Source organism: Bacillus sp. FSL R5-0585 (genome assembly GCF_038004545.1).
GTDB lineage: Bacteria > Bacillota > Bacilli > Bacillales > Bacillaceae_G > Bacillus_A > Bacillus_A cereus.
Map to the genome: position 1 here is coordinate 1,643,665 of NZ_JBBORJ010000001.1, position 25,611 is coordinate 1,669,275.

Consider the following 25,611-nt stretch of genomic DNA (forward strand, 5'->3'; position numbering starts at 1 on the left):
AGAAATTAAATATCTTATTACTATTTAATTTCAATCGCTGAAGTAATATCGTTCCAATCAGCAGCTAAATTAGCAGTTTTACCGTACCAATCAGCATGTTTAAATAAAACGCCTTTTCCATATCCTTGTGTTGAAGTGTGCTCCCAAAGTGTCGTTGAATAACTTGCAGAAGGTGACGCTGTACTTACAGAAGAAATTCTGTCATTCCAGCTAGATGGTAAGTTTTTAAAGCCACTACTCCAGTAAATATATTGTCCACCTTTATCTTTATGTTCATAAAAATCAGTACTACCAGCACCGCTACCTAAAGGATTAATTTTATTTTTAATTGCTTTTTTATCCTTTTCAATATACGCATCTAATGTTTCACGGCTAGTAAAACCATAAGCTAGCCAATCTCCATTTTCATTTTGCTCTGGTAATACCATAGTAATTTGGATATCTTTCTTATCCTGCTCACTTAATTTTGCAAATGAATTAACATTTTGTTCATCCACTTTTAAATAATCAAATGATTTAATTGTGTTACTTTTTTCTTCAGCACTTACCGCACCTAGTCCTCCAGTTAGTGCAAAACCCGCTACTAATGTCCCTGCTACTAATTTCTTCAACATATAACCATCCCTTTTTGTTTGAATTTTTGTACAGGTGAATCTTGTACAGCTAAAATGTATTCTAATTTTATACTTTTGTAAATATTCTGAAGTTTTAGAAATAATAGGCGGAATATTTACAGTTTTACATTTTTTCTTTAGAAAGAATGATTATTGGAATGATATAATAAGTAGATATATTGTTTTTACTGGATGTAAAGATGTTTTAGGAGAGGTGTCATTGAAATATTTTACAAGAGATTGGTATAAAGAAATGCAAGTTTTAGAATTTGTAAGTTTTATAGATTCTATAAAAGAATGGTCGGAAATGGATATAGAAAGTTTAAAGGAGGAAATTGAGAAAAGGAAAATAGATTTATTAAAGTTCCTTCCTGAATCGATATACTCAATTATACAAAACATCACAACTAATTCAGAATACCCATTAGGTGAACTGAAAAAACGTATGCGAAAGTGGTCAACAGATTATGAGAAAAGAGTGGCACAATTAGATCAATCATACGTAGAATATTTTAATTCCATTGAGAAAAAACTTCCGTCAAATGTCGTTCAGTTACACAAGACATCATTACACGACAGTGTAATTAAAGTAGTAAAGAGAAAGTCAGAAGATACTTTGTCTATCGTATTAGATTGCAGTGGTACTTTTAGTGAATTTGATAAATTTGAAGTAACCTTTATAGGAGTAACAAAGTGTTCTATGCCGGAAAACTTTGAAAATGCTTGGTGGTTATATCATGAAATAGCTCTTACTGAAGATGGTTTTGAACTAGGTGTTTTATTCGACTGTCCATTTAGAGAAGTGACGATTTGTGCGACAGATGTATTACTTGTGAAGAAATAATTTTTTATGGAGCATTACAAACGTTTGACATAATAAAAAAATAAAGTTATTGTAGATACATGAAGTCTACAATAGGGGCTGTACTATGAAATATTCTAAAGCTACAAATTATGCTCTTCATACAATACTTTTTCTGGCAAAGGCTACACCAAATAAGTTAGTTAGTGTTCACCAATTAGCAGAAATGCAAAATGTTTCACCAACGTACTTGTCTAAAATACTAACTAAGTTGACGAAGGAAGGGATGATACATTCATCATCTGGTCCAAAGGGCGGTTACTCGCTTAGTAAGAATTGGGAAGATATTTCATTTTTAGATATTATACATGCAATTGAAGGTAAAACATCATTGTTTGAATGTTGTTTACATGACAAACCGGGATGTTTAATTAATGAAGTAATGCTTGCAGCAGAAGAGAAAATGGAAGAAGAGTTACGAAATCAAAAAATCGTAGATCTTGCGAAAAAAATAAAAGTGGATTTTTAATCTGCTTTTATTTTTAAATTAATTAAGGATAAAAAGACTCTTTGATATCTTTAATTGTAGTTAGAAAATGATATGAAGAAGGAGAGAAGATGATGACTAAATTTTGGAATGATCGATATAAATCAGATGAATATTTTTACGGGGAAGAACCTAATACATTTATTAAAGAACAAGCATTTCGTTTAGCAAATCACAATAAAGTAATAGCTTTCGCGGAGGGAGAAGGTAGAAATGCTGTATTTCTAGCAAGACAAGGGAACGAAGTAACAGCTATTGATTATTCGGAAGATGGATTAGAGAAGACAAAAAAATTGGCAGAGAAGCATAACGTAAACGTGCATACAAAAAAAGTAGATTTATTAGCTGATAGTTTGCCAGAAAATGAATATGATGCAGCAATTATGGTATTTGGACATTTTCATGATGATTATAAAAAAATGATATTAGGTAAAATGATACAAACGATAAAGCCTGGTGGTTTAATTATGTTTGAAGTTTACTCAAAAAAACAAATAAACTATGGTACTGGTGGACCAAAAGATGTTGATATGCTGTATGATCCAATTGATATCCTTACTTGGTGTGAAGAACATAAGGTAATTCATTTCTTTAATGGCGAACAAGAGCGAATTGAAGGGAAAGGGCACACTGGTTTAGCTGATGTTATTCAAGTTGTTATTAGAAAATTATTATAAGTGTTAATAAAAGTTAAATGTATGAATGTAAAAGACCAGTCATGTAAGACTGGTCTTTCTATTTAGCTACTAAATTATCAAGCTTCCAATATGTATCTGTTAACGGCGCTGCTTTGCTATCTATGTATAAATACATATTATTTAAATCTTTTGGTGAAGTTTTCATATTAAATTCAATGTCAGTAGTTAAAGAAAATTCAGATGGAACTTTTTTAGCATTTTCATTTTGTATAACTTTACCTTCGTATTTTTCACCCGTTTTGTCATCTTTTATGAAATATTTTATTTCTGAAAGATCTATCGTTTGTCCGTCAACACGAGCGTTATTTATAGTAACGCGAGCTGTGAGACGCCACTCTTTGTCTATTTTTTCGAATTTAGCATTTTCAACAGTTGCTCTATAGTATTCGTTTTTAAATATTTCCCCATAGTGCATTGCATTCTTTTCGAGAGCGCTCTTTTCTTGTTTTGATGTAGTATTGCTATTACATCCTGTTAATATTCCAGTAAATAATAATGCTGTACATGTCGTTTTGATTAATGATTTCATAGTAATCCCTTTCTGTATTAAAAAGTAAAACATAGGAATAATTTTACATCAATAGGAAGGCAAATGGAAGTATTTTTGCGTAATATACAGATATACATTTATTTGGTTGTCAAGTTAACAGGATAGAAAGAGGGAGAAGACTGTATAAAACGGAATAAATAAGAATTGAAAATATTGTAAAACGGAAGAGGCATGCATATAATTAAAATAAAGTTTAAGTTTCTGAACCTTCAATAACGGTGGTGATAACATGTTTACTGAAGAACGTCGAGAGAAAATTTTAGAACTACTTAATACAGATGGAAGAGTAATAGCAAAGGATCTTGCGGAAAGATTTGATATGTCTATTGATTCTATAAGAAGAGATTTGTCTATTATGGAAAAGGATGGTTTATTAAAAAGAACGCACGGAGGTGCAATTGAACTTACGCGAGTGAGAGACTTAGCTGCGGAACCAACTAAACGTTATAGTGATAGCTCAATATATGAGGACACAATTGCAAGAGTTGCGGTATCTTATATACAAGAAGGTGGTTCAATTTTTATTGGTGGGGCTTCCGTTCATAATGCGATGCTGAAATATTTACCGGAAGTATCATTTACGGTTATTACGAATTCTATAGAAATAGCTGGTTATCTACGAGAATATAAGAATATTGATACGTATTTAATTGGCGGAAAAGTAAAACCTTCAGGGAATATTACTGATACACTTGCCTCTGAATTGATAAGTAGATTTTCTATTGATCTGTATTTCTCTACAGGTGGAGGCATTTCATTACAAGGTATTAGTACCGCAACACCTGAAGTTGCTCATTTTAGTAAAAGAGTAAGTGAAATTGCTAGAAGAAATATTTGTTTAGTTCCGCATAATAAACTTGGAATAGATTGTTTTATAAGAGGAGAGTCTCTAAAAAAAATTGACATTATTATAACTGACGAAGAGGCTAGTAAAGAAACTGTTCAGGACTTTGAGAAACAAGGTAAACAAGTTGTAATAGCGCCATTATATTCATTTGAAAGGAGTTTGACATGATTGTAAAAGAGCAAGAGTTTTATATAAATGGATTAACTTATACAATTCGTTCTGCAGCTGAGAAAGATGCTGAGCAGTTATCGAAAATTAGAGTTCAGATTGATGGAGAAACTGAAAATATGGATAGAGATGCTGGAGAGGGATTTATAGATAATCTAGGATTTCAAAAAATAATAAAAACAGATAGTGAAGAGACTAAGAATCTCTTTTTAGTTGCAGAAGTGCACAATCGAATCGTTGGATTTTCAAGGTGTGAAGGATCAAATTTTAAGAGATTATCTCATAAAGTGGAGTTTGGCGTTTGCATTTTAAAAGAGTTTTGGGGATATAAAATGGGTAAGAGCCTATTACAACAATCTATTAAATGGGCTGACGAAAATGCAGTAAATAAAATATCTTTACAAGTATTAGAGACAAACGAGAAAGCTATTCATCTTTATAAAAAATTAGGTTTTGAAGTAGAAGGCATTTTGAAAAATGACAAAAGACTATCGGATGGAAAGTATTATAATACGGTAGTGATGGGAAGATTTACTAATACTTTTCATGAAAGAGGTGAAGAAGTATGTTTTACAGAAGGAAGTACTATGTAGTGAAAAATGAATTTATAGAAGTATTTAATGATCATTTCAATAATACGAACTTACCTAATCAATTAAAGCATGGTTCTAGGCTAATAGGACGCTGGATGAAAGATAATAAGAATGGTACGTATGAAGTATTTGCCATATGGGAATATGATAGTTATGAACAGTATAATGAAATAGAATCGAAAATTAGAAGTGACGAGAGGCATATTAAAAGAATACATGAATGGTATGAAAACCATGGCGGGAAAGAATATGTTTTACAGGAGTACATAGTAGAGATGAAAAATGAAGAGTTAGTATGTACTGTAAAGTAACAGAGGGGTGAGGGATAATAGAAATTAAAACAAAATTATATTTTAGTTTAGCATCCGCTATTTTATTTGCAATAGCCGTGATTGTTTTCTTTATAAACGGTAATCCACAAAAGTGGTTTTGGTTCTTTATTTTCTTTGCGTCCATTATACAAAATATAGTGCTACTAAAAAAGAATAAAGAAGTGCATTAAGATATTCAAATTATTAACATATTTGTGTCGTCTTTCTAGTTTTATTGAAAACGCTTTTATTCAGTTTTATAATAAAAGTATGTTTTTACAGATCTCCAAAACAATGAATAGGGAGATGATACAATGTTAGCTTCACCGTTTTACTTACATACATGGAAAAAGTTTATTAATGAAGGAGTCCTTGATTCGAACCGTATAAACGAAAGAATTTCAGAGTCATGGCATCGATGTAAACAAGCAAATGTGAATCCTCACATGAATAAAGGTCAGAAAATTTTGTCTTCTAATTTTTTTCAAGATCAAAAGAAAAAGAGTGAAATCTTCCTAGATATCGCAATCCCTCAAATACAAAATATGAGAAAAACCATTGATGAACTACAAATGATGGCATTATTAATCGATCCAGATGGTTATGTTCTATCGTTAAGTGGAAATAAACAAACGTTAAAGCGAGCGAAACATATTAATTTTATTGAAGGTGTAAAATGGACGGAAGCAGCTGTGGGGACAAACGCAATAGGAACAGCGCTAGAAATTGAAGAAGCTATTATGATAAGTGGTACTGAACATTACTCCGTGGTATCTCATAGCTGGAGTTGTGCGGCTGCTCCCATTCATAACGATGACGGGAAATTAATTGGTATTCTAGATTTCTCCTGTCCAATTGAATTTTCGCATCCATATATGCTCGGCATGGTAACTTCAATTGCACATGCGATTGAACGTGAATGTAGCATAAGAGTTCATCAAAATGAATTACACTTAATTCATCGTTTTTTAGATGTCATTGATAGTGATGAACAAGTAGTTATTTGTAATCATCGTGATGTTATCGTTTCTGCGAGTAAGAGCGTTCGTGAACGAATAAATAATTGGTCAAGAATGAAACTTGAAGAGTTAATGCACCATGGATTAGAAACTAAATTAGAGATACCAGTATATAGTAATGAAAGAATGATTGGGAAATGTATGTATTTAAAGGAAAACAAACAAATGAATACATATTCTGCTCTCACATTTATAAAAGGAATTACTTTTCCAGGAGTTACTGGGACAAGCAGAGCATTTCAACACACACTAGAAGAAATTAAGCTTGTTTCACCGACTGATGCTAGTGTGTATGTATGTGGTGAGACAGGAGTGGGAAAGGAATATGTCGCGAGAGCGATTCATGAAAATAGTCCAAGAAAAGACGGGCCCTTTATAGCTGTTAACTGCGGTTCTTTGCCTAAAGAATTAATAGAAAGTGAATTGTTCGGTTATGCTGAAGGTGCATTTACAGGTGCGCGACGTCAAGGATATAAAGGGAAATTTGAACAAGCGAATGGAGGAACATTATTTTTAGATGAAATTGGTGAAGTACCACCAGAGATGCAAGTAGCATTATTGCGTGTTTTACAAGAACGTACAATAACTCCAATAGGAAGTTCAAAAGAGGTACCAGTAAATATTCGTATTATTACTGCCACACATAAAGATTTACTACGGTTAGTAGAAGAAGGGAAATTCCGTCAAGATTTATATTATCGTTTGCACGTTTATCCGTTATATGTTCCATCGTTAATAGAAAGAAAAGAGGATATCCCATATTTTATACAACACTTTTGCGAACAGAAAAATTGGAATGTTGTATTTCCGAAGAGTATTTGCAATCAATTTTTACAACATACATGGCCCGGAAATATTCGAGAACTAGTAAATGCATTAGAACGCATTTACATTTTGTCGCAAGGACGGGAAATATGCGAAAAACAAGTCGCTCTTTTGATACAAACAATGATGGGAAATCAACAACAACTTGAGTTACAAGTTGAAAATAAAACCGAACATACATTGAATTTTCGCGAAAAAATACAGCGTGATAGCATGATTGAAGCATTACAAAAGACAAATGGAAATGTTTCATTAGCTGCAAAACTATTAGATGTACCCCGTAGTACATTTTATAAACGAATGCAAAAATATAAGTTATAAAGTAGATTTTTGTAATCTACTTTTTCTTTGTGGGCTCATGTTCTGTCGGAATGTGCGCTTACCGGGGAAATAATAGAATTGTTAGAAGGAAAATTTCCTAATGGGGGTTAGTGTGTGAAGTATATTGAAATTGGAATCGGGAATAGGTGGTTTGTTCGAACGGAAACTGAAAATAAAGATGGGACTGAATTTGAAGAACGAGGAATTATAAAACCTATTTATTTTGAGTCTTTATATGTACGAGTGTGGTTTCGGAAAACGTGTTTAATTTTTGATACGAAAGAAAGGTTTAAAAAGGTTAAGAAGAGGAGGATTGAATATAAATTTATAGTTGGAATTGTAAGTAGACTGGATAAAGAAGAAGTGGGCTAACATGCGTAGTTATATTGGACAGGAAATTCTTTTGACTTATATCAAATTCATGAAAAGCACATTTACTAAATATAAATTGTTAATAAAACCGCTAAGGAAACTTAGCGGTTTCTTTTTAAAAAGGGGGGATTTGCGTATGAATAGGATCGTAACTGTTTTACTTGCAATTATTATAATGGGGTATTCCATTTATAGTTGGAATGATACTTCGGAACTGAGTATGCTAATTTTACAAACGCTTTTAGGGTTTATGTTAGTTAGCTTAGGCGTGCAAAATTTAAAAAATAACGAAAAAGAAAATAGAAGTATAGGGATTGCTTTACTACTCGTGGTTTTTTTAATTGTTGTATCTTTAATAAAATATTTTGTATGAATAAGTTTTTAAATTAATAAAAAATGATTATTTATTGAATCCCCCTCACAATAAAAAGTTAAAATTCTACTTGTATTTCACTATATAAAATATGGCATAATGATTTAGTTAAATAGAAATGGATAGGGTATTTGAGAGGGGCAGTATAATGAGTTTTGCAATTGAAATAGTAATAAAAGCACCAATGGATATTGTATGTGACTATATAATAGAAGATGAAAAAATAAAAGAATGGAATACGTTTATAATAGAAAATCGCTATCCTTCAAATATGGATAAAGAGAATCCACGTGTAGGAGATAAATATATTTCTGTTCAAAAAGTCGGTAAGAAAATATTCGAGGCTGAAGTAGAAATCCTTGAATACGATGCACCGCATATTATTTCACTTGGTAGTGAAATGAAGCAAGGATATTCAGCAATGACTTATATGTTAGAAGAAGATGAGGAAGGTACAGCACTAACATTAATTTCAGAATATGAACCTAGTAATTTTTATTATAAAATGATGTATAAGTTAACAGGCTGGATATCACGAGGTTTAACTATGGAACAAATGGAGCGTCTAGCAGAATGTGTAGAAGCTGCTTATCATAAAGAAGATTAATATTAAAAATATATTAAGGTAAAAGCGTTACTCAATCTCATGAGTAACGCTTTTACTGTTTGAAGATTTTTCATTGAAAATCTCAATAGCTCTTTCATATATTTCTTTATCAACACAAAATCTTTCTGTTATCCAATAATTAAGTTAAGAAGATGTAATGATTTGTTCTCTTTTCTTACCTTGGAAATATTGTTTTAAAACATTATCATTTATAGAAGTCGGAATGCCATCGATATAACCGAAAATCTGAATTTTCTTTAATACAGGAGATGTACGCCAATCATTAGACCTTGAAATAAGTTCTTTCATATTTGATAAGTGTATTGGTTCTATGTGTAAGGTTTTTGTGGGACCTGGATTTCTAGTAATTTCAATCTTATTTTTGAGACTTCATAAGTGAAAGTTTCTCTTACATTACTTACTTGAAATGATTCATAAAGTGGGTAAGCTTGGAATAAAGGTGCACAATAACCAACATCAACATAATAAGGTTGGTCTAAGTTAACCCGTAAGCATAAATGTCCGGGATCCATATACATATAATGAACATTAAAACCAAGATTTGATAATAACCAATGGAATCCAATTGAGTGCGTCCAACAAGTACCCCCGAGACCTTTTGTTGTAATACGGTTTATGTATGTCTCAATGGAAGGAAAATAATTACCTGTTTCATTACCCTTTTCCCAGTCAATTATTTTAGTAAGGGTTTCCCATTTTATTTTTTCTTGATGAGCTTTAATAAGCTCATTTAAAAACTTTAAGCTAGTAGGCTGTTTTGTCGTACCTAAAAATGATAGAAAGCTATTTACTAGTTGTACTTGGGTCATTTTCTTATCCTTTCTATATAGAAATTGTTATTGGTATTATTATAGAATATATGTCAGAAAATACAGTTATTCATTAATGGAGTGGGAGAGAATTATATGTCGATGTCGCTATATTATAAAAAAATCCGGGAGCAATTAGGACATGAACTAATATTCATGCCAAGTGTAGCTGCAGTTATTAAAAACGAGCAGGGAGAAATCTTATTTCAATATCCTGGCGGAGAATACTGGAGTTTGCCAGCTGGAGCAATTGAGCCTGGAGAAACTCCAGAAGAAGCGGTAGTTCGTGAAGTGTGGGAAGAAACGGGTTTGAAAGTGCAAGTAAAAAAACAAAAAGGGGTATTTGGAGGGGAAAGGTTCCGTCATATATATCCGAATGGCGATCAAGTAGAATATATTGTTGTTGTGTTTGAGTGTGAAGTTATTAGTGGAAAACTGAAATCGATAGATGGTGAATCTTTAAAACTACAATATTTCTCATTTTCTGAAAAGCCTACTTTAGCACTACCATACCCAGATAATATATTTTTATAGATGTAAAATAACACACCTTACTTATTGAAGGTGTGCTATTTATATAACCCGGTCGTATACATCTCCGTTAACGTATACACAATTTCCTCTAAGTTAATCTTTTTGTCATTTTGCGTAATAGTCCAAAGAAACGATTCATTCATCGCGAACCAACCGCGTGCTACAATCTCTTTATTTAAATTAGGTTGTGCTAATCCACTTTCTTGAGAGTAAGTAATATCCTGTTTAATGCTTGTTATAAAACGTTCCCGAATCTCACCCCATTTTTGCCGTATTTCTCTTGATAATCCTATCGCTTCCTCTACAACTTGCAAAATAGCGCGTTCTTCATTTGCTAATTGCAGGAATGCTCTAACTTGATTTTGGATCATTATACGTGCCTCCTCTTTTGTTTGTGGAGAAAAAGAGCGTCCAGCGATATTATAAAAACGATTCATAACATCTTCCATTAAACTAATTAGGAGATCATCTTTGTTTTTGAAGTATACATATGCTGTACCATATCCGGTTTCTGCATGTTTAATAATTTGTGTAATTGTCGTTTTTTGAAATCCGTTACGTATAAAAATAGTGTAACCAGAGTGTAATAGTTTCTTCTTCGTTTCTAAGGAGCGGTGTTTTCTTGATGAAAGGGTACTGTTTTTCAAAGAATCACCTCTTTATACTGAAATATCTGAAAATATAATTGTATTGTAAAAGAAGTTCATATATAAAGTCAACTGACATAATATCATTGACGTTGTATCAATTAAGGTGATATATTTCAATTAGTTAGAATAAAAAGAAAATTAAGAGAAGGTGACACCATGTATAAAGAACCATTTCAACCAACTTATGAATATGCGCTTGAATGTGATAAACATGATGAACTGAAAGATTTTCAAACTGAATTCTATAAAAAAGAAGGTACTATATATTTAGATGGAAACTCATTAGGGCTACTTTCAAAAAGAGCAGAGAAATCATTACTTACGTTGCTAGATTCGTGGAAAGAGTATGGTATTGACGGCTGGACAGAAGGTGAGCATCCGTGGTTTTTCCTTTCAGAGAAATTAGGTAAACTTACAGCCCCTCTTATTGGAGCTTTACCGGAAGAAACTATTGTAACCGGTTCCACAACTACAAATATACACCAAGTTATTGCGACGTTTTATGAGCCGAAAGGAATACGTACAAAAATACTTGCGGATGAATTGACTTTCCCATCAGATATTTATGCACTTCAAAGTCAAATTCGTTTAAAAGGATTAGATCCAGAGGAGCATTTAGTAAGAGTGAAAAGCCGAGATGGTAGAACACTTTCTGAAGAAGATATTATCCATGCGATGGAAGATGATATCGCTTTAATTTTATTACCTTCTGTTTTATATAGAAGTGGTCAAATTCTTGATATGAAACGTTTAACAACGGAAGCTCATAAACGCGGCATTCACATTGGATTTGATTTATGCCATTCAATAGGATCTATTCCGCATCATTTCAAAGATTGGGATGTCGATTTTGCTGTTTGGTGCAATTATAAATATTTAAATGCAGGACCGGGTGGCGTTGCAGGAATTTATGTGAATAATAAACATTTTAATAGACTGCCAGGGTTGTCTGGATGGTTTAGTTCTAGAAAAGATAAGCAGTTTGATATGGAGCATACATTAACAGCTGCTGATCATGCAGGTGCTTATCAAATTGGTACACCGCACGTTTTAAGTACAGCACCATTAATTGGTTCACTTGAAATTTTCAAAGATGCTGGTATTGAACGTTTACGTGAGAAATCTTTACATATTACGAGATACATGCTGAATTTAATTGGACATGAATTAAAAGATTTCGAATTTACAATTGGAAATCCATTAGAGGATGAAAAACGAGGCGGGCACATTTATTTAGAGCATGCAGAAGCAGCACGTATATGTAAAGCACTAAAAGCAAATGGAGTAATTCCAGATTTTAGAGCGCCAAATGGGGTGAGACTTGCGCCGGTCGCTTTATATAACACATACGAAGAAGTGTGGAAATCTGTACAAATATTAAAGAAAATTATGAAAAATGAAGAGTATAAGCAGTTTGAAAATAAGCGAGAGGTTGTGGCATAAATATGAAAACATCAGAGTGGATTGATATTTCACAACCGCTAAATAATAATATTGCAACGTGGCCAGGAGACACACCGTTCTCGTATGAAGTTTCATGGTCAAAAGAAGAAAGTGGCTCAGTAAATGTCGGAAAGTTAACGATGAGTATTCATACAGGCACTCATATTGATGCACCATTTCATTTTGATAATGATGGAAAGAAAGTATTGGATTTAGATGTTCAAGTTTATGTTGGCCCAGCACGGATTATTGACGTTTCTAATCTTGAAAGCATCGGGAAAAAGGAATTAGAAAGCTTTCATTTAGAAGGTGTAGAACGATTATTATTACGTACATCTTCACATGGAAAAGCTGAAGAATTTCCAGAGGTGATCCCTCATTTACGTGCAGACATAGCGTCGTTTCTTTCAGAGAAAGGTATTCGTTTAATCGGAGTAGATGTACCATCAGTTGATCCGCTAGATGATAAAGAACTAGCAGCGCATCATCAATTGTTTAAACATGGAATTCATATTTTAGAAAATGTCGTACTAGATCATGTAGCAGACGGTGATTATGAACTTATTGCATTACCACTTGCATTAACTGATGCAGATGGAAGTCCAGTTCGAGCCGTTATTAGACCAATATAAGTAGAATCATATAAAAGGGGCGTTTGGCTAATATGAAAGAAAATGAAAAAGTAATTATGGAAAAAGGGATTCATACGGATTTTAAAGAGAATATGACGTATGGGGAGTATTTACAATTAGATAGTTTACTATCTTCTCAAAAAAGATTATCGGACCATCATGATGAAATGTTATTTATCGTTATTCACCAAACAAGTGAGCTTTGGATGAAGCTCATTTTACATGAGCTAAATGCGGCGATTGAATCTATTAAACAAGATAAATTACAACCAGCTTTTAAAATGTTAGCACGTGTATCAAAAATTCAGTCTCAAATTATTCAATCTTGGGATATTCTTGCGACATTAACACCATCAGAATATATTGAGTTTCGTGATTCACTCGGTCAAGCTTCAGGTTTTCAATCGTATCAATATCGTATGATTGAGTATGCACTTGGCTATAAAACGCCACACGCATTAAAAATTTATGAAAAGGATCCAGAATTACATGCACGACTTCATAAAGCGCTACATGCACCAAGTCTATATGATGTCGCGATTCAAGCATTAGTAAAAGAAGGATTCCCTATTCATAAAGATGTATTAAACCGTGATATTACGCAGCCTTATGAAGAAGATGCAACAGTAGAAGCAGCATGGTTGGAAGTGTATGCGGATGTGAAAAAATATTGGAATTTATATCAGCTTGCTGAAAAATTGATTGATATTGAAGACTGGCTACAACAATGGCGTTTCCGTCATATGAAAACAGTAGAAAGAATTATTGGACATAAAATGGGTACAGGTGGATCCTCCGGTGTTTCTTATTTAAAGCGAGTACTTGATCAACAATTCTTCCCAGAGCTTTGGAATGTTCGTACGAAATTATAAAAATAAACCTGTCAGTTCATTATGGCTGACAGGTTTATTTTTATTTGAGCACAATTATGTTTAAAATGAAGGAACAAGATATAATAAATGGAGTAACTATTTAAATGGAGGTAAAGTTTTTGGATTTCAAGCAACTAGAAAATAAATTCGAAAAGAAAAAAGTGAATACATTTCTTGTTTATCAAAAAGGGGAATTAACAACTGAGTATTATAAAACACCCGAATGTGCAAATAACTTATATAAAATAAATTCGATTACAAAAAGTATCGTATCTTTATTAATTGGTATTGCAATTGATAAGGGCTATATAAATGATATACATACATCAATTACAGAGTGGATTGAAAATGTACCTGGGGAAAAACATGATTTAACGCTATATCACTTATTAACAATGACTACTGGTGAGGACTGGAAAGAGTTTGGGAATGGAGTAGTATTCCCAAATGACTTTGTAGAATCAGAGAACTGGGTACAGTACATATTAGAAAAGTCAATAATTGAAGAACCTGCTACAAAAATGAATTATAATTCAGGTTCTTCTCATTTACTGAGCTATATTATTCAAAAAGCTACTGGAATGTCGACAGAGCGGTTTGCAAAGAAATATTTATTTGATCCATTAAAAATTAACGAATACGAGTGGCAACAAGATCCGCAGGGTATATATGTAGGTGGCTTCGGTATGAAAATGAAATCTACCGATTTATTAAAATTAGGAAAATTATGTTTGCAAAATGGATATTGGAATGAAAAAGAAATTGTATCAGCGAAATGGTTAGAAGAATCAAGTAGGGCGCAATTTGAAACATATGAACATGTCGGCGCATATGGATATCACTGGTGGGTATTACATAATGAAAGATTTCACATACCGTATTGTATATATTTCGCTATGGGATACGGTGGACAATACATCGTTATCATTCCTCAATTAGAAGTAGTATCTATTATAAGTAGTCATATGCCAAAACGTGGGCTCGTTCCGTTAAAATTATTTATTGAGCATGTACAGGGAAATTCAAATTATATATAAGAAAAGGAGGGAATGCATGAAGGATGAAAAAATTTTATCTTTATTTAGATTCTGTTTAAGTCTTCTAGTATGTAGCGCCATTATTACGCAATTCATAATCAGGGCACAAGTGAAACCGTTCAATCCAGTTAACTTTTTTAGTTTCTTTACGATCGAAAGTAACATTTTAGTTGCATGTATTCTCCTTTTGAGTAGTATCGGAACAGCTACATTTGGTCGATCAGAACAGTTTAGTATACTTCGTGGTGCAGCAACGGTATACATACTTACGACTGGACTCATTTATTTTTTATTATTAAGAGGGTTAGAAGAATCACTTCAAACGGCAATACCATGGGTAAATACGGTGTTACATTATATCATGCCAATTGCTATGCTTTTAGATTGGATATTAAATCCACCAAATAAGAAAATCACTTGGAAACAAGCTTCAAGTTGGCTCTTATTCCCGTTTTTTTACGTTGTATATAGCTTAATTCGTGGTCCAATCGTGAATTGGTATCCTTATCCATTTTTAGATCCGAGAATAGGTGGATATGGTAGAGTACTTTTATACAGTATAGGGATAGCAGTTGTAATTGGCACTATTTGTATATTGGTAAGATTTTTAGGGAATCGAAACTTTAGAAAAGAATTTTAGAAATGAAAGAAACCCGGCTATTTAGATTCATAACAGCCGGGTTTCTTTCATTTTATCTACTCGTCTTCTGAAACGACAACTTTATAAATTTCTCCGTCTTCGTTTCAAATTCTACATCAACAAAAACACCATATTCTTTTCCATCTTCACGTAACCACAATTTAAATTTTTCAACAGTTATTTGAACTGTTTTTGGTTTTCTACCTATATGAAGATAGTCAATAATTTCTGCTTTTGGGTATTGTTCTTTCGTCTTTTCTACGGCAAGTTTACCCCATTTGGCATACGGCGGCTGCGCATGAACAATTGATGAGCCTGTATATATATTTGAACATGTTGTTAGGAACAGAATGACGAGTGCGACGCGTTTTAACGATTTCTTCATGATGAACTCCTTTTATCCTTTTTTTATATTGTTTACATATTTTTTCAACGATATTAGTTTGGATTTTTTTGTCTTCTTTACATAAAAGCGAGGCTTTTACAAAACATAACCAAGAAATCATTTCCGTAATTAAGGAGGGAAAATTATGCGCCAAAAAGCTATTTTTAAAATAGCGGTTTTACTTGCGTTCATAGGACTGTCTTTAATGGTCAGTAGTATACAACTAAAGAATGTAGAAGCTTTTTCTAATCAAGTTATTCAAAGAGGAGCATCTGGCGAAGATGTCATTGAACTGCAATCTCGTTTGAAATATAACGGATTTTATACGGGAAAAGTGGATGGTGTTTTCGGATGGGGTACATACTGGGCACTTCGGAATTTTCAAGAGAAATTCGGATTACCCGTTGATGGTTTAGCTGGAGCTAAAACGAAGCAAATGCTCGTGAAGGCAACGAAGTATGACAAGTCAACTGCTAATAAAGGGACGACAACGAATAAAGGAAATAGCGGCGGAACTGCACAAGAGAATAAACCACCTCAAAATAAAGGGACAAATGTTCCGAACGGTTATTCTCAAAATGATATTCAGCTGATGGCAAACGCAGTATACGGAGAATCACGTGGTGAACCGTATTTAGGACAAGTTGCAGTAGCTGCTGTTATTTTGAACCGTGTTACAAGTGCGTCATTCCCAAATACTGTTTCAGGTGTAATCTTTGAACCTAGAGCATTTACAGCGGTAGCCGATGGACAAATATATTTAACACCAAATGAAACAGCAAAAAAAGCAGTTTTAGATGCGATTAACGGATGGGATCCAACAGGAAATGCTTTATATTATTTCAATCCAGATACTGCGACTAGTAAATGGATTTGGACTCGTCCACAAATTAAAAAAATCGGTAAACATATTTTCTGTAAATAGAGCGGAGGTGGGACAATGTTACGAGGTATTATCATTGTATTATTAACAGTCGGTGTAGTAGGAACAGGCTATTGGGGCTATAAAGAGCACCAAGAGAAAAATGCGGTTTTAATTCGAGCGGAAAATAGCTATCAACGTGCATTCCATGATTTAGCATACGAAGTCGATTTATTACACGATAAAATTGGCACAACACTTGCGATGAATTCACGATCATCTTTATCACCTGCATTAGCGGATGTATGGCGTTTAACATCTGAAGCTCGCTCAGATGTAGGACAACTACCTTTAACATTAATGCCATTTAATAAAACGGAAGAATTTTTAGCGAATATCGGTGATTTCAGTTACCGTGCAGCCATTCGTGATTTAGAAAAAGAGCCGTTAAATGAGCAAGAATATAAAACGTTGCAAACTTTATATTCAAATGCAGGAAATATACAAGATGAACTAAGAAAAGTACAACATCTTGTTTTGAAAAATAATTTACGCTGGATGGATGTAGAAATGGCACTTGCATCAAATCGCGATCCAGCAGATAACACAATTATTGATGGATTGAAAACTGTAGAGAAAAACGTAACATCATATTCTTCTACAAACTTCGGACCGACCTTTACAAGTGCGCAAAAAAATAAAAAAGGCGGATTTGAAGCGGAAGGAAAGGCAATTTCTAAAGATGAAGCGGCGAAAATTGCCAAATCGTTTTTGAATTTAAAAGGAAATGAAAAAGTAGATGTTGAGAAAAGCGGAAAAGGTGCGAAAGAATCCTTCTATAGTGTGAAAATTAAAGATGAAGCAACGAACAACGAGTTCTATATGGATATTACCGGAAAAGGCGGATATCCAATTTGGGTTATGAATAACCGCGAAATTAAAGAACAGAAAGTTAGTTTAAACGATGCAGGTAGTAAAGGTTTGAAATTTTTAAAGGACCATAAGTTTAATAATATGGAGCTTTATGATAGCTCTCAATATGATAATGTTGGTGTATTTACGTATGTAGTAAATCAAAATGGAGTACGAATTTATCCAGAAGCAATCCAAATGAAAATTGCTTTAGATGATGGTTCTATCGTTGGGTTCTCCGCAAAAGAATATTTAGCGTCACATCAAAAGCGAACAGTTCCATCGGCAAAGCTAACTGCAGCAGAAGCAAGAAAGAAAATCAATCCGGATGTAAAAGTCATGGAAGAACGTAAAGCTTTAGTAGTCAATGATTTGCATAATGAAGTACTTTGCTATGAATTTGTAGGCACTTTAGGAAAAGATACGTACCAAATATTCATTAATGCTAATAGCGGGGCCGAGGAAAAGGTAAAGAAAATGCAAGCTGTTGAAAAAATTTATGATTAAACCTTAATAGTGAAGTGGTGAAAATAATGAAAACTCTAATATATATATTGATGCTTTGCTTCGTTATAACTGGATGCAGTATTGGAAAAAAAGACAATCCAAACGAAAAGCCGGAACAAAAAAATGTTTCAATGAAAAATGTTAATTATACGAATAAATCAAATAAGCCAAATGAAAAAGCAGCAGATCATTTAGCATCTTTAGCGGCAAGTGTGCCAGGTGTGAATGATGCAACCGCGGTCGTTGTTGGAAAATATGCTATTGTAGGTATTGATGTAAAAGCAAAACTTGATCGAACTCGAGTTGAATCAATTAAATACTCTGTTGCAGAAAGTTTAAAAAATGACCCTGACGGTGCTAATGCAGTGGTTGTAGCAGATGTTGATACGTATGAACGGCTCAAACAAATTGGAAAGCAAATTAAAAAAGGAAAAACAGGTGAAGGTATACTAGATGAATTAGCCGCTATTGTGGGCCGAGTAATGCCACAAGTTCCAAATGATATGATAGAAAATAGAGAAACGAATCCAATTAAAGATAATGATAAACAATTACCAAAAGATGAAGAACAAGAGTTAAGAAAAGAACAGGATGATCAATCAAATAATCATTTGAATAAATGAAATTAGCCTCGTACTTAATTGTACGAGGTTTTCAAATATAATATTAAATATTCAGTTTATTTTTAAGGGAAAATATGGTTTAATTATGATGGGAGGGACAACTGTTATGATGAAAAAAAGCGCATGTATATTGTTTAGTTTATGCTTAGGTTTCAGTATGACAGCGTGTGAACAGAGAAAAGAAGTGAAAAATCAAACAGAAACTTCTTCTACTGTGATGGAAAGGCAACAGAAAGAGTCTATCAATATAAATCATTTTTCGAGTATAAATGAAGGGATGACTTATACAGAAGTGAAAGATTTAATTGGTTTTGAAGGAGATTTACTTATAGAAGAAGGGGTAGAACATTCTACACAAATTAAACAAATTTTTGCTTGGAAAGGAAACAATCCAAATTCATTTGTTGAAATTACCTTTTTAGATGGAAGAGTGCATTCAAAAGCACAGCAAGGTATAAGTTAATAAGCTAAAAAATGGGAGAGTTTAGCATGAACATACACACAGGGGAAATTCAATTAGTTCCGTATAAGGAGAAATATAAAGAAGTTATACAAACATTTACTTTACCAAGTGAACAAGTTCAGTTTACATCAGATCCAAGCGCATTACTGGAGAAAGCAAAAAGTGATCGTACAAAAAATGTGATTGTTATTTTAGATTACAATGGGGTACCGGTGGGTCTTTTCGCATTGGAAACGGGAGATAGAGTAAAGGAGTTCACAGATAATAAGGATGCTTTACTTTTAACATCATTTTCTATTAATCACAATAGACAAAGAAAAGGATTCGCTAAAAAGTCATTGTTATTATTAGAAGAGTTTGTAAAACGTTATTTTCCAATAAAAAATGAAGTTGTACTTGCTGTGAATGAAAGAAATATTCCTGCACAAAATTTATATGCAAAAGTTGGTTTCCAAGATAAAGGTTTTAGAAGAATGGGACCAATTGGCCAACAAATAATAATGCATTTACCTATAATGAAATAATGAGATAGAAAACTTACTCTTGAATATTCAAGTAGTAGGTTTTTTTATTTTAACAATCTATAATATATGTATATAAAATGAAACAGGAATGAAGGATATAAAAAATGAATCAAGATAGAAAATGGAATATCGTTGGAGGAAGAGTGATTAAAACTGGAATTGCAGTTTTTCTTACAGTGTTAGTTTGTGATTTTTTTAACATCCCAACTTGGAGTTATAAAAATGATTTAAAAGATTATAAACCAAATCATTATCATCACCATTTTTCAAGTGAATCTATTATTTTATTTGAGGTATTATCTATTCATGATATGTTAGAAGAATTAAAACAAATATCCGAGAAATATGAGTGGGAAAACCGATTCAATTGATAAGTTCATTTTACTGTGGGGGGGATAATATGACACTTTATATTGCATTACTAAGAGGAATCAATGTCGGTGGACATAAAGTAATCAAAATGGCTGATTTAAAACGAGTGTTTGAATCAATAGGGTTAAAACAAGTGAAAACATATATACAAAGTGGTAATATTGTGTTCGAATCTGAGGAAGGTATAAACTTTCTAAAGGACCGAATACAATCTGAAATAAAAAAAGAATTTGATTTCGATGTTCCAGTCATGCTAAGAACACATGATGAATTTATAAATATTATTAAACAATGTCCATATGAAGTTCATTCATTGTTAGAAGGAGAAAGTGTTCATATTGCTTTTTTAGCTAATGTACTTTCTGAAGAAGAGAGTAGTCAATTGCTTACATTTAAAAGTGAACTTGAAGATTGCTATATAGATGAGAAGGTCGTTTATTTATTTTTCAAAAATAGCATTCGAAATTCTAAATTAATGAACCATTTTCAGAAGTTACATACACCAGCTACAGTTAGGAATTGGCGGACTGTGAATAAATTAAAAGCAATTGTAGAGAGTATGTAAATATAAAAAGATGAGGTTTTCTACATGTAGAAAACCTCATCTTTTTACTTATATTGTTTTGCAACTATGAGTTCGACAATAGGATAAATAAAGAATGAAGAGCAAATTGCGATGAACAGGGGGAGGTTTTTTACTCCATCTAAATTAGCCCCCATAGAAAATCCTTCGGAGAAGATTAATAAAAGGAACATTACAACTACAAGCACAAAATACGCAATTTTAAAGCTTTTATATGTAATTTGTTGTCCCATCTCATCTTGACTTTCTTCTGACACACCGTGGGGATCTCCCCAAGTAATGTGATTAATTAAATTACTAAGTATTAACGAAATAGCAAAAATCGTACCACCTAAAATAGAACCTTCAGTTATGTATTTATATGTGCCATGTACTAGTATTGCAATTAATGCTAAAACAATGATTATAAAAATAGTTTTTTTAGTATTCAATAAATAATTGCCCCCTCGATTGTAAAAAACTTTTTACAAACATAAGTATAAAATTGGAAAAGTAACATGTCAAATAATTTTTACATGAAATATGTAAGTATGCAATATTTTGGTTTTATGATAAATAAAAAATTACAATACATTTGAATGTAAAAGAATGGGCTCGCATATATTTGGAAGGGATGTCAGATTAATTTAGGGGGTAGTTATGTCTATACTTTTAAAAGCTGGTGCAGATGCAGGAAACAACGGTTTGAAGTTAATGGTGAAAGGGCAAGACCCTATTTTTATTCCGAGTATTTATTCTTTATATATAGGTGAGCCTACAGGACTCTTAGATGAGGTAGATGTTTCATTATCTGAATTAGAAAACCACATTGATGTGACTATAAGTTCGCCATCGTTAATGCTAAATAATGTACGATACATCGTTGGAGAAAAAGTTATTCAAGATCAATTAAAAGGTACTGAGGTAGAGAAGAAATCGAATAAGTCAACGGATGAGTTAATGGTTATTACAATACTATCAGGTTTGGCGGTAAGCGCTATGCGTCAAAGTCCAACTTCTAGCCATATTAATATTCGTTATGATTTATCTGTCGCTCTTCCTATGCAGCTTATTACACAAGAAATAGCTGCTGAAAATGCAAAACGTTATATGGGAAATCATAAGGTTATTTTCCATTATCCGAACGGACGCGATGTGACAATTAATGTTTCAATTGAGTATTGTAAATGCCTGCCTGAGGGCGCTTCTGGTACGTGGGGCATTGTATACGACGAAGAAGGAAATGTTGTGAAACATAAAATAGAATGTGAGCAAAATCAAGTTTCTGAAATTGATTTTGTAGATAAAACTCTACTCTCTTTTGATATTGGTGCAGGGACGACAGAAGAAGTCGTTTCATTAGGGGTGAATTTCCGTCCGCAACTAAGTAAAGGTTTATCTTATGGTGTAAAAGAGACGTTACTACAAATCATTACGAGATGGAACCGGAAGTATCCAACTAAAACGATTGATAGTATTACAGAATTCAATCAAATTTATTTAAATGATAAGCATCCGAGAAATACCTTATTAGTTGAGGAATCACAGCCAGCGCTATTAGGTTTAGCAGCACGTGTTGCAACAGATATTATAAATAAAATTGATGATATGAAAGACGATCCATACGTGTTTATTTATGGCGGGGGTGCAGTAATTATTAAAAACAGTTTAAAAATGATTTTAAAGCAAAAAGGACGACTCAAAAATGTAATCTTTGTAGATAATCCGTTATTTACAAATGCACGAGGATTATTAGTCTATACTTGTTCGCCAAAATATAGAGAGCATAAGCAAAAAGAGTTAGGATTTACAAACTTAACGATAAGTTAGTTGGTGGAAGTATGCGATCTAGGCGATATAAACGTGGTGATCGAGTAAAAATCAATATTCATAAATCGGTATCACCTGAAATGCTTGCGTGGCTGAATAAACAATCAAATCCAACTAATTTCTTCTTTTTTGCTGCGCAGCAACTATTTAAACAAGTTGGAGATATTGACGTTTCAAAAGCTTTACCAAGCAGCCATGTTTTCTCATTATATGTGGAGCCTTCATCCTTATTAAAAGTCGAAGTAAACCCTTTTAAAAACATGACACTAGACACAAATACATCCACCGAAAATGCAAAAAAAAAATTATGGGAATCTGTTGATCAATTAGATTGTCCATTTTTTTAAACATAGAAAAATATAAAAAGTCCCCATCACTATACATACGAATACAGTGATGGGTTTTTGTTTGTAACTAGAAGGGGGCACAATTTGTGCCCCCTTCCATTAGTTATTTATCTAAATTTTAGATGTATGTTTAGAAACAGCGTTAATTATGCTTTCCCAGTCATCTGGATGGTTTTCATGGCCTGCCCCTTTAAGGGTTAATAGTACTGAGTTTGGAATTTCATCAATTAGTGCGAGGCCATGTTCAAATGGTAGTGCTGTATCGTCTGTTCCGTGAATAACTAATGTAGGTGCTTGTATGGATTGAAGTACACCTTCATATGCATCATCACCTTGAAGTAAAGCGTGATTAAACATACTTAATAAATTGTTTGCGCGTTCTATTTCTTGTTTTACTTGTTTATAAACTCTATTTTCATCAAATATTCGTTCTGATCCACATAATAGACGAGATCCTGAAACTAAATACTCTGCCACATCATTTTTATTTGCCCAATCTATACTTGTGCCATTTACATGATGTGTTAAAATCCTTTCATCCATTGGAGGTAAATCGTGAGTATTGTCATCAGATCCTATTACACTAGTCGCTAGTAAAGTCAGCGTCAAAATTCTTTCGGGATGTTTTACAGCAGCAATTTGAGCAATCATACCACCTAATGACATACCAAATAGGTGAGCTTTATCAATATGATAAGCATCTAGTACTCCAATTGCATCTTCAGCCATATCTGTTACTGTATAATTGGAAGTTCTAGGTTCATAGGCAACAGAGCGTCCAACATCACGGTTATCAAAGCGAATAACAAACTTCCCCGTACTAGCCAACAGCTCACAAAACTCTTCGTCCCAATAAACCATGGAACATGTAGCGCCCATAATTAATAAAATAGCAGGGTTCTTAGGGTTCCCAAAGCTTTCTGTACATATATCAATTCCGTTTATTTTAAATATCTTTTCACTCATATAGTTAGCCTCATTTCTTTTGAATTTAATTAATAAAACAGTTTTGGATGATTCTAAGATGTGTGTAAGATTCGTATTGGAATTTATCCCGTTATTTGCCGGGCAGTAAGAGTCCCATTTCAAAATTCCGGGAAAGTAAAGAAGTTGGGAGGGGACCAACTGCCCGGAAAAGCCCGATTGGCGAGGGTTGATTAAAGTTTCACTTTATAATGCTTCTTGCATAATTACCCCCAAAAATAATTATATGTTAATTCAAGGCAAAAAATTTTGAGAAATAATTGTATGTTATTAAAATAAACAGCAAGGAGGAGAGGAAATGAAAGCAATTGTTATTGATCAATATGGTAGTGTTGAAGAATTAAAAGAAAGACAAGTTTTAAAATCGGTTGTTAAGAATAACGAAAAAGCTCAACAATAAATAGTATCCCATACTATACATTTTCGGGTATTATTTATTGTTGGCTAATGTGATATTGCTTCTAACAAATACTTTTTCGTATTGTATCATGTAATTTCTCTAATCCAATTTCCATATCTTTCTCGTTTAACATTGAATAGCTAATTCTTAATTGGTTATCATTTGTTTCGTAGTTTAATAGACAAGCTGCTCCTGGTAAAAAAGAGACATCTACTTCATTTGCTTTTTGTAATAAGGTAAAGGGATCTATCGAATCAGGTAGTGTCACCCATAAATTAAAACCTCCATTTGGTATTTCAAAGTGTAGTTCTTTTAATGGCGATAATATATCAATTGTTAAATCACGTCTCATTTGTAAAGCTGTACGTAATTTTTCTAAATGGTTTTTCATACGTTCTGCACGTAAAAACGGTAGAAGTGCCTTTTGTGTTAATAAAGGACTACCGATATCCATTGAACCTTTTACTGCATATAGCCATTCAAAAATAGGACCATCGGCAATAAGTGCCGCGATACGCAGTCCTGGTGCTAACGTTTTACTAAATCCTTTTATATATATTACGTGGCCATCCTTATCAAAACTTTTGATTGGGGGCGGGATTATAGCATCCTCAAAATATATTTCTCCGAAAGAATCATCTTCAATAATAAAAAATTGATATAGCTCCGATAGTTCTATAAGTTCCATTCTTCGTTCTTTACTCATTACTGTACCTGTCGGATTCTGGAAGGTGGGATTCGTATACAATAAAACGGGATTTTTACTTTGACAAATATCATCAATTAAGTCGGAGCGAACTCCATGATTATCAAGAGAAACGGGAATGATTTGAACACCTTTATTGATGAAAATATCAAGCGCAGCACTGTAACATGGACTTTCTACCAATACAATATCTCCAGGTTTTAATAATGTTTGAGCAATTAAATCAATTCCTTGTTGTGCGCCGCTTGTAATTAATAATTGAGATGGGTCTGTCACTAATTTCTGGTGTTCATGTAAGTAATTTGCTATTTCAACTCGCAATTCATAATCGCCTTGAACTGGCCCATAAGTTGCTAACAACATCGGATTTTTATCCAGCAATTTATGCATTTCATCTGCCAAAAATGGATTTGGTAACAGACGAGGATACAGAATTGCTTGTGAAAAATTATAATATTTACGGTGCTTATTCATTGCATATTGAGAACGCATAACATTAATCGTTTTCGTTTGTTGCCATTTATACGGAATTGGTTTGAAATCTTTCTTTACCCGTTTATATATGTAAGCACCTTTTCCTTGTTCGATGCGTATATACCCTTTCGTTTCTAACTGTTTATACGCTTTACGAACTGTTAATACATTGATTTGTAAATCTGTGGCCATACAACGTAAAGAAGGAAGAGATTCACCATGTGAAAGCATACCACTTTGTATTCTGTCAACAATTTGCATATATATTTGCTTGTAATACGGTATGTTTGTTTCTTTACGCAATACAATTTTCATAGGTTCACCTATTTTTCTTTTTAACTTAATTAAAGCGAAAAATATACAGGGAATCAACTA

31 protein-coding genes and 2 pseudogenes are annotated in these 25,611 nt (G+C 33.0%); 25 read left to right on the plus strand and 8 right to left on the minus strand.

All coding sequences use genetic code 11. The features are described 5' to 3' along the window. Positions 1-20 precede the first annotated feature (20 nt). A complete protein-coding gene (locus MKY38_RS08555) occupies positions 21-614 on the minus strand; it encodes a hypothetical protein (protein ID WP_000914443.1) in 594 nt (197 codons plus the stop codon). 220 nt (positions 615-834) lie between these two features. Between MKY38_RS08555 and MKY38_RS08560 the strand changes: the two genes are divergently transcribed. The 3 genes from MKY38_RS08560 (at position 835) to MKY38_RS08570 (ending at position 2,640) form a co-directional block, all read left to right on the plus strand. Next, the gene (locus MKY38_RS08560) at positions 835-1,458 is read left to right on the plus strand and encodes a DUF4085 domain-containing protein (RefSeq protein ID WP_341048680.1); all 624 of its coding nucleotides are present in this window, start codon (positions 835-837) and stop codon (positions 1,456-1,458) included. Between the two features lie 85 nt (positions 1,459-1,543). Continuing rightward, on the plus strand, positions 1,544-1,945 hold the full coding sequence (locus tag MKY38_RS08565) for an Rrf2 family transcriptional regulator (RefSeq protein WP_000877642.1): 402 nt from the start codon (positions 1,544-1,546) through the stop codon (positions 1,943-1,945). Between the two features lie 89 nt (positions 1,946-2,034). Continuing rightward, positions 2,035-2,640 (plus strand): class I SAM-dependent methyltransferase, encoded by a 606-nt coding sequence (locus MKY38_RS08570; RefSeq protein ID WP_049108040.1) that lies wholly within the window; start codon positions 2,035-2,037, stop codon positions 2,638-2,640. Between the two features lie 58 nt (positions 2,641-2,698). Here the strand turns inward: MKY38_RS08570 and MKY38_RS08575 are convergent, their stop codons facing one another. Then, positions 2,699-3,190 (minus strand): hypothetical protein, encoded by a 492-nt coding sequence (locus tag MKY38_RS08575; RefSeq protein WP_114555518.1) that lies wholly within the window; start codon positions 3,188-3,190, stop codon positions 2,699-2,701. A gap of 250 nt (positions 3,191-3,440) precedes the next feature. Here MKY38_RS08575 and MKY38_RS08580 point away from each other — a divergent pair, with 250 nt between their 5' ends. The 7 genes from MKY38_RS08580 (at position 3,441) to MKY38_RS08610 (ending at position 8,647) form a co-directional block, all read left to right on the plus strand. Then, a complete protein-coding gene (locus MKY38_RS08580; RefSeq protein WP_114555517.1) occupies positions 3,441-4,226 on the plus strand; it encodes a DeoR/GlpR family DNA-binding transcription regulator in 786 nt (261 codons plus the stop codon). Further along, positions 4,223-4,819 carry a GNAT family N-acetyltransferase gene (locus MKY38_RS08585; RefSeq protein WP_078439516.1) on the plus strand — a complete coding sequence of 199 codons (597 nt, stop codon included), beginning with the start codon at positions 4,223-4,225 and terminating at the stop codon, positions 4,817-4,819. Before MKY38_RS08580 ends, MKY38_RS08585 begins: the two co-directional genes overlap by 4 nt. Further along, entirely contained in the window at positions 4,792-5,130 is a 339-nt protein-coding gene (locus tag MKY38_RS08590) for an NIPSNAP family protein (RefSeq protein WP_025687589.1), read from the plus strand. Before MKY38_RS08585 ends, MKY38_RS08590 begins: the two co-directional genes overlap by 28 nt. Before the next feature lie 314 nt (positions 5,131-5,444). Beyond that, complete coding sequence (locus MKY38_RS08595) at positions 5,445-7,295, plus strand: sigma-54-dependent Fis family transcriptional regulator (protein ID WP_078439517.1); 1,851 nt, start codon at positions 5,445-5,447, stop codon at positions 7,293-7,295. Positions 7,296-7,409: 114 nt separating this feature from the next. Beyond that, complete coding sequence (locus tag MKY38_RS08600; RefSeq protein WP_078384571.1) at positions 7,410-7,667, plus strand: DUF3977 family protein; 258 nt, start codon at positions 7,410-7,412, stop codon at positions 7,665-7,667. Positions 7,668-7,803: 136 nt separating this feature from the next. Continuing rightward, complete coding sequence (locus MKY38_RS08605) at positions 7,804-8,040, plus strand: DUF3953 domain-containing protein (RefSeq protein ID WP_114555516.1); 237 nt, start codon at positions 7,804-7,806, stop codon at positions 8,038-8,040. Between the two features lie 148 nt (positions 8,041-8,188). Then, positions 8,189-8,647: an SRPBCC family protein gene (locus MKY38_RS08610; protein ID WP_046392796.1), complete on the plus strand. Its 459-nt coding sequence runs from the start codon at positions 8,189-8,191 to the stop codon at positions 8,645-8,647. 27 nt (positions 8,648-8,674) lie between these two features. Here the strand turns inward: MKY38_RS08610 and MKY38_RS08615 are convergent. Beyond that, a pseudogene (locus MKY38_RS08615) lies at positions 8,675-9,477 on the minus strand (arylamine N-acetyltransferase). A gap of 96 nt (positions 9,478-9,573) precedes the next feature. Here MKY38_RS08615 and MKY38_RS08620 point away from each other — a divergent pair. Further along, positions 9,574-10,011, plus strand: a complete 438-nt coding sequence (locus MKY38_RS08620) for an NUDIX hydrolase (protein ID WP_114555515.1) — start codon at positions 9,574-9,576, stop codon at positions 10,009-10,011. Positions 10,012-10,046: 35 nt separating this feature from the next. Here MKY38_RS08620 and MKY38_RS08625 read toward each other — a convergent pair whose 3' ends face one another. Further along, the gene (locus MKY38_RS08625) at positions 10,047-10,658 is read right to left on the minus strand and encodes a TetR/AcrR family transcriptional regulator (RefSeq protein WP_114555514.1); all 612 of its coding nucleotides are present in this window, start codon (positions 10,656-10,658) and stop codon (positions 10,047-10,049) included. A 159-nt stretch (positions 10,659-10,817) separates the two neighbouring features. Here MKY38_RS08625 and kynU point away from each other — a divergent pair, with 159 nt between their 5' ends. From kynU to MKY38_RS08650, 5 genes are all read left to right on the plus strand, one after another. Next, positions 10,818-12,104 carry a kynureninase gene (kynU, locus tag MKY38_RS08630; RefSeq protein ID WP_114555513.1) on the plus strand — a complete coding sequence of 429 codons (1,287 nt, stop codon included), beginning with the start codon at positions 10,818-10,820 and terminating at the stop codon, positions 12,102-12,104. A gap of 2 nt (positions 12,105-12,106) precedes the next feature. Then, positions 12,107-12,736 (plus strand): arylformamidase, encoded by a 630-nt coding sequence (gene kynB / locus MKY38_RS08635; RefSeq protein WP_000858074.1) that lies wholly within the window; start codon positions 12,107-12,109, stop codon positions 12,734-12,736. A gap of 32 nt (positions 12,737-12,768) precedes the next feature. Beyond that, on the plus strand, positions 12,769-13,608 hold the full coding sequence (kynA, locus tag MKY38_RS08640; protein WP_078384565.1) for a tryptophan 2,3-dioxygenase: 840 nt from the start codon (positions 12,769-12,771) through the stop codon (positions 13,606-13,608). 119 nt (positions 13,609-13,727) lie between these two features. Beyond that, complete coding sequence (locus MKY38_RS08645) at positions 13,728-14,645, plus strand: serine hydrolase domain-containing protein (RefSeq protein ID WP_078439520.1); 918 nt, start codon at positions 13,728-13,730, stop codon at positions 14,643-14,645. A 16-nt stretch (positions 14,646-14,661) separates the two neighbouring features. After that, the gene (locus tag MKY38_RS08650) at positions 14,662-15,285 is read left to right on the plus strand and encodes a Pr6Pr family membrane protein (protein ID WP_078384563.1); all 624 of its coding nucleotides are present in this window, start codon (positions 14,662-14,664) and stop codon (positions 15,283-15,285) included. A 52-nt stretch (positions 15,286-15,337) separates the two neighbouring features. Here MKY38_RS08650 and MKY38_RS08655 read toward each other — a convergent pair whose 3' ends face one another. After that, positions 15,338-15,670 carry a DUF3889 domain-containing protein gene (locus MKY38_RS08655; protein ID WP_000749154.1) on the minus strand — a complete coding sequence of 111 codons (333 nt, stop codon included), beginning with the start codon at positions 15,668-15,670 and terminating at the stop codon, positions 15,338-15,340. Between the two features lie 145 nt (positions 15,671-15,815). On the opposite strand from MKY38_RS08655, the gene sleB reads away from it, so the two are divergent. The 7 genes and pseudogenes from sleB to MKY38_RS08690 all read left to right on the plus strand — a co-directional run bounded on the left by sleB (position 15,816) and on the right by MKY38_RS08690 (position 20,498). Then, positions 15,816-16,595, plus strand: coding sequence for a spore cortex-lytic enzyme (gene sleB, locus MKY38_RS08660; RefSeq protein WP_001249053.1), 780 nt, complete (start codon positions 15,816-15,818; stop codon positions 16,593-16,595). A 15-nt stretch (positions 16,596-16,610) separates the two neighbouring features. Further along, positions 16,611-17,951, plus strand: a complete 1,341-nt coding sequence (ypeB, locus tag MKY38_RS08665; RefSeq protein WP_046392791.1) for a germination protein YpeB — start codon at positions 16,611-16,613, stop codon at positions 17,949-17,951. 26 nt (positions 17,952-17,977) lie between these two features. Further along, positions 17,978-18,574, plus strand: a complete 597-nt coding sequence (locus MKY38_RS08670) for a YhcN/YlaJ family sporulation lipoprotein (RefSeq protein ID WP_000854053.1) — start codon at positions 17,978-17,980, stop codon at positions 18,572-18,574. 106 nt (positions 18,575-18,680) lie between these two features. Further along, a complete protein-coding gene (locus MKY38_RS08675) occupies positions 18,681-19,037 on the plus strand; it encodes a hypothetical protein (protein ID WP_078384562.1) in 357 nt (118 codons plus the stop codon). A gap of 11 nt (positions 19,038-19,048) precedes the next feature. Beyond that, the gene (locus tag MKY38_RS08680; protein WP_137049658.1) at positions 19,049-19,561 is read left to right on the plus strand and encodes a GNAT family N-acetyltransferase; all 513 of its coding nucleotides are present in this window, start codon (positions 19,049-19,051) and stop codon (positions 19,559-19,561) included. A 104-nt stretch (positions 19,562-19,665) separates the two neighbouring features. Further along, a pseudogene (locus MKY38_RS08685) lies at positions 19,666-19,737 on the plus strand (hypothetical protein); the annotation flags it as partial. Positions 19,738-19,961: 224 nt separating this feature from the next. Next, on the plus strand, positions 19,962-20,498 hold the full coding sequence (locus MKY38_RS08690) for a DUF1697 domain-containing protein (RefSeq protein ID WP_065224879.1): 537 nt from the start codon (positions 19,962-19,964) through the stop codon (positions 20,496-20,498). Between the two features lie 44 nt (positions 20,499-20,542). On the opposite strand, the gene MKY38_RS08695 is transcribed toward MKY38_RS08690, so the two are convergent. Beyond that, on the minus strand, positions 20,543-20,947 hold the full coding sequence (locus tag MKY38_RS08695; protein ID WP_001093141.1) for a hypothetical protein: 405 nt from the start codon (positions 20,945-20,947) through the stop codon (positions 20,543-20,545). A gap of 208 nt (positions 20,948-21,155) precedes the next feature. Here MKY38_RS08695 and MKY38_RS08700 point away from each other — a divergent pair, with 208 nt between their 5' ends. Together MKY38_RS08700 and MKY38_RS08705 are read left to right on the plus strand one after the other, a co-directional pair. Then, a complete protein-coding gene (locus MKY38_RS08700; RefSeq protein ID WP_000025622.1) occupies positions 21,156-22,325 on the plus strand; it encodes a ParM/StbA family protein in 1,170 nt (389 codons plus the stop codon). 11 nt (positions 22,326-22,336) lie between these two features. Next, a complete protein-coding gene (locus tag MKY38_RS08705) occupies positions 22,337-22,672 on the plus strand; it encodes a hypothetical protein (protein ID WP_001257760.1) in 336 nt (111 codons plus the stop codon). A gap of 111 nt (positions 22,673-22,783) precedes the next feature. Here the strand turns inward: MKY38_RS08705 and MKY38_RS08710 are convergent, their stop codons facing one another. Continuing rightward, complete coding sequence (locus tag MKY38_RS08710) at positions 22,784-23,638, minus strand: alpha/beta fold hydrolase (RefSeq protein WP_114555508.1); 855 nt, start codon at positions 23,636-23,638, stop codon at positions 22,784-22,786. Positions 23,639-24,117: 479 nt separating this feature from the next. Beyond that, positions 24,118-25,551, minus strand: a complete 1,434-nt coding sequence (gene pdxR, locus MKY38_RS08715; RefSeq protein ID WP_070180187.1) for a MocR-like pyridoxine biosynthesis transcription factor PdxR — start codon at positions 25,549-25,551, stop codon at positions 24,118-24,120. Positions 25,552-25,611: the final 60 nt, after the last annotated feature.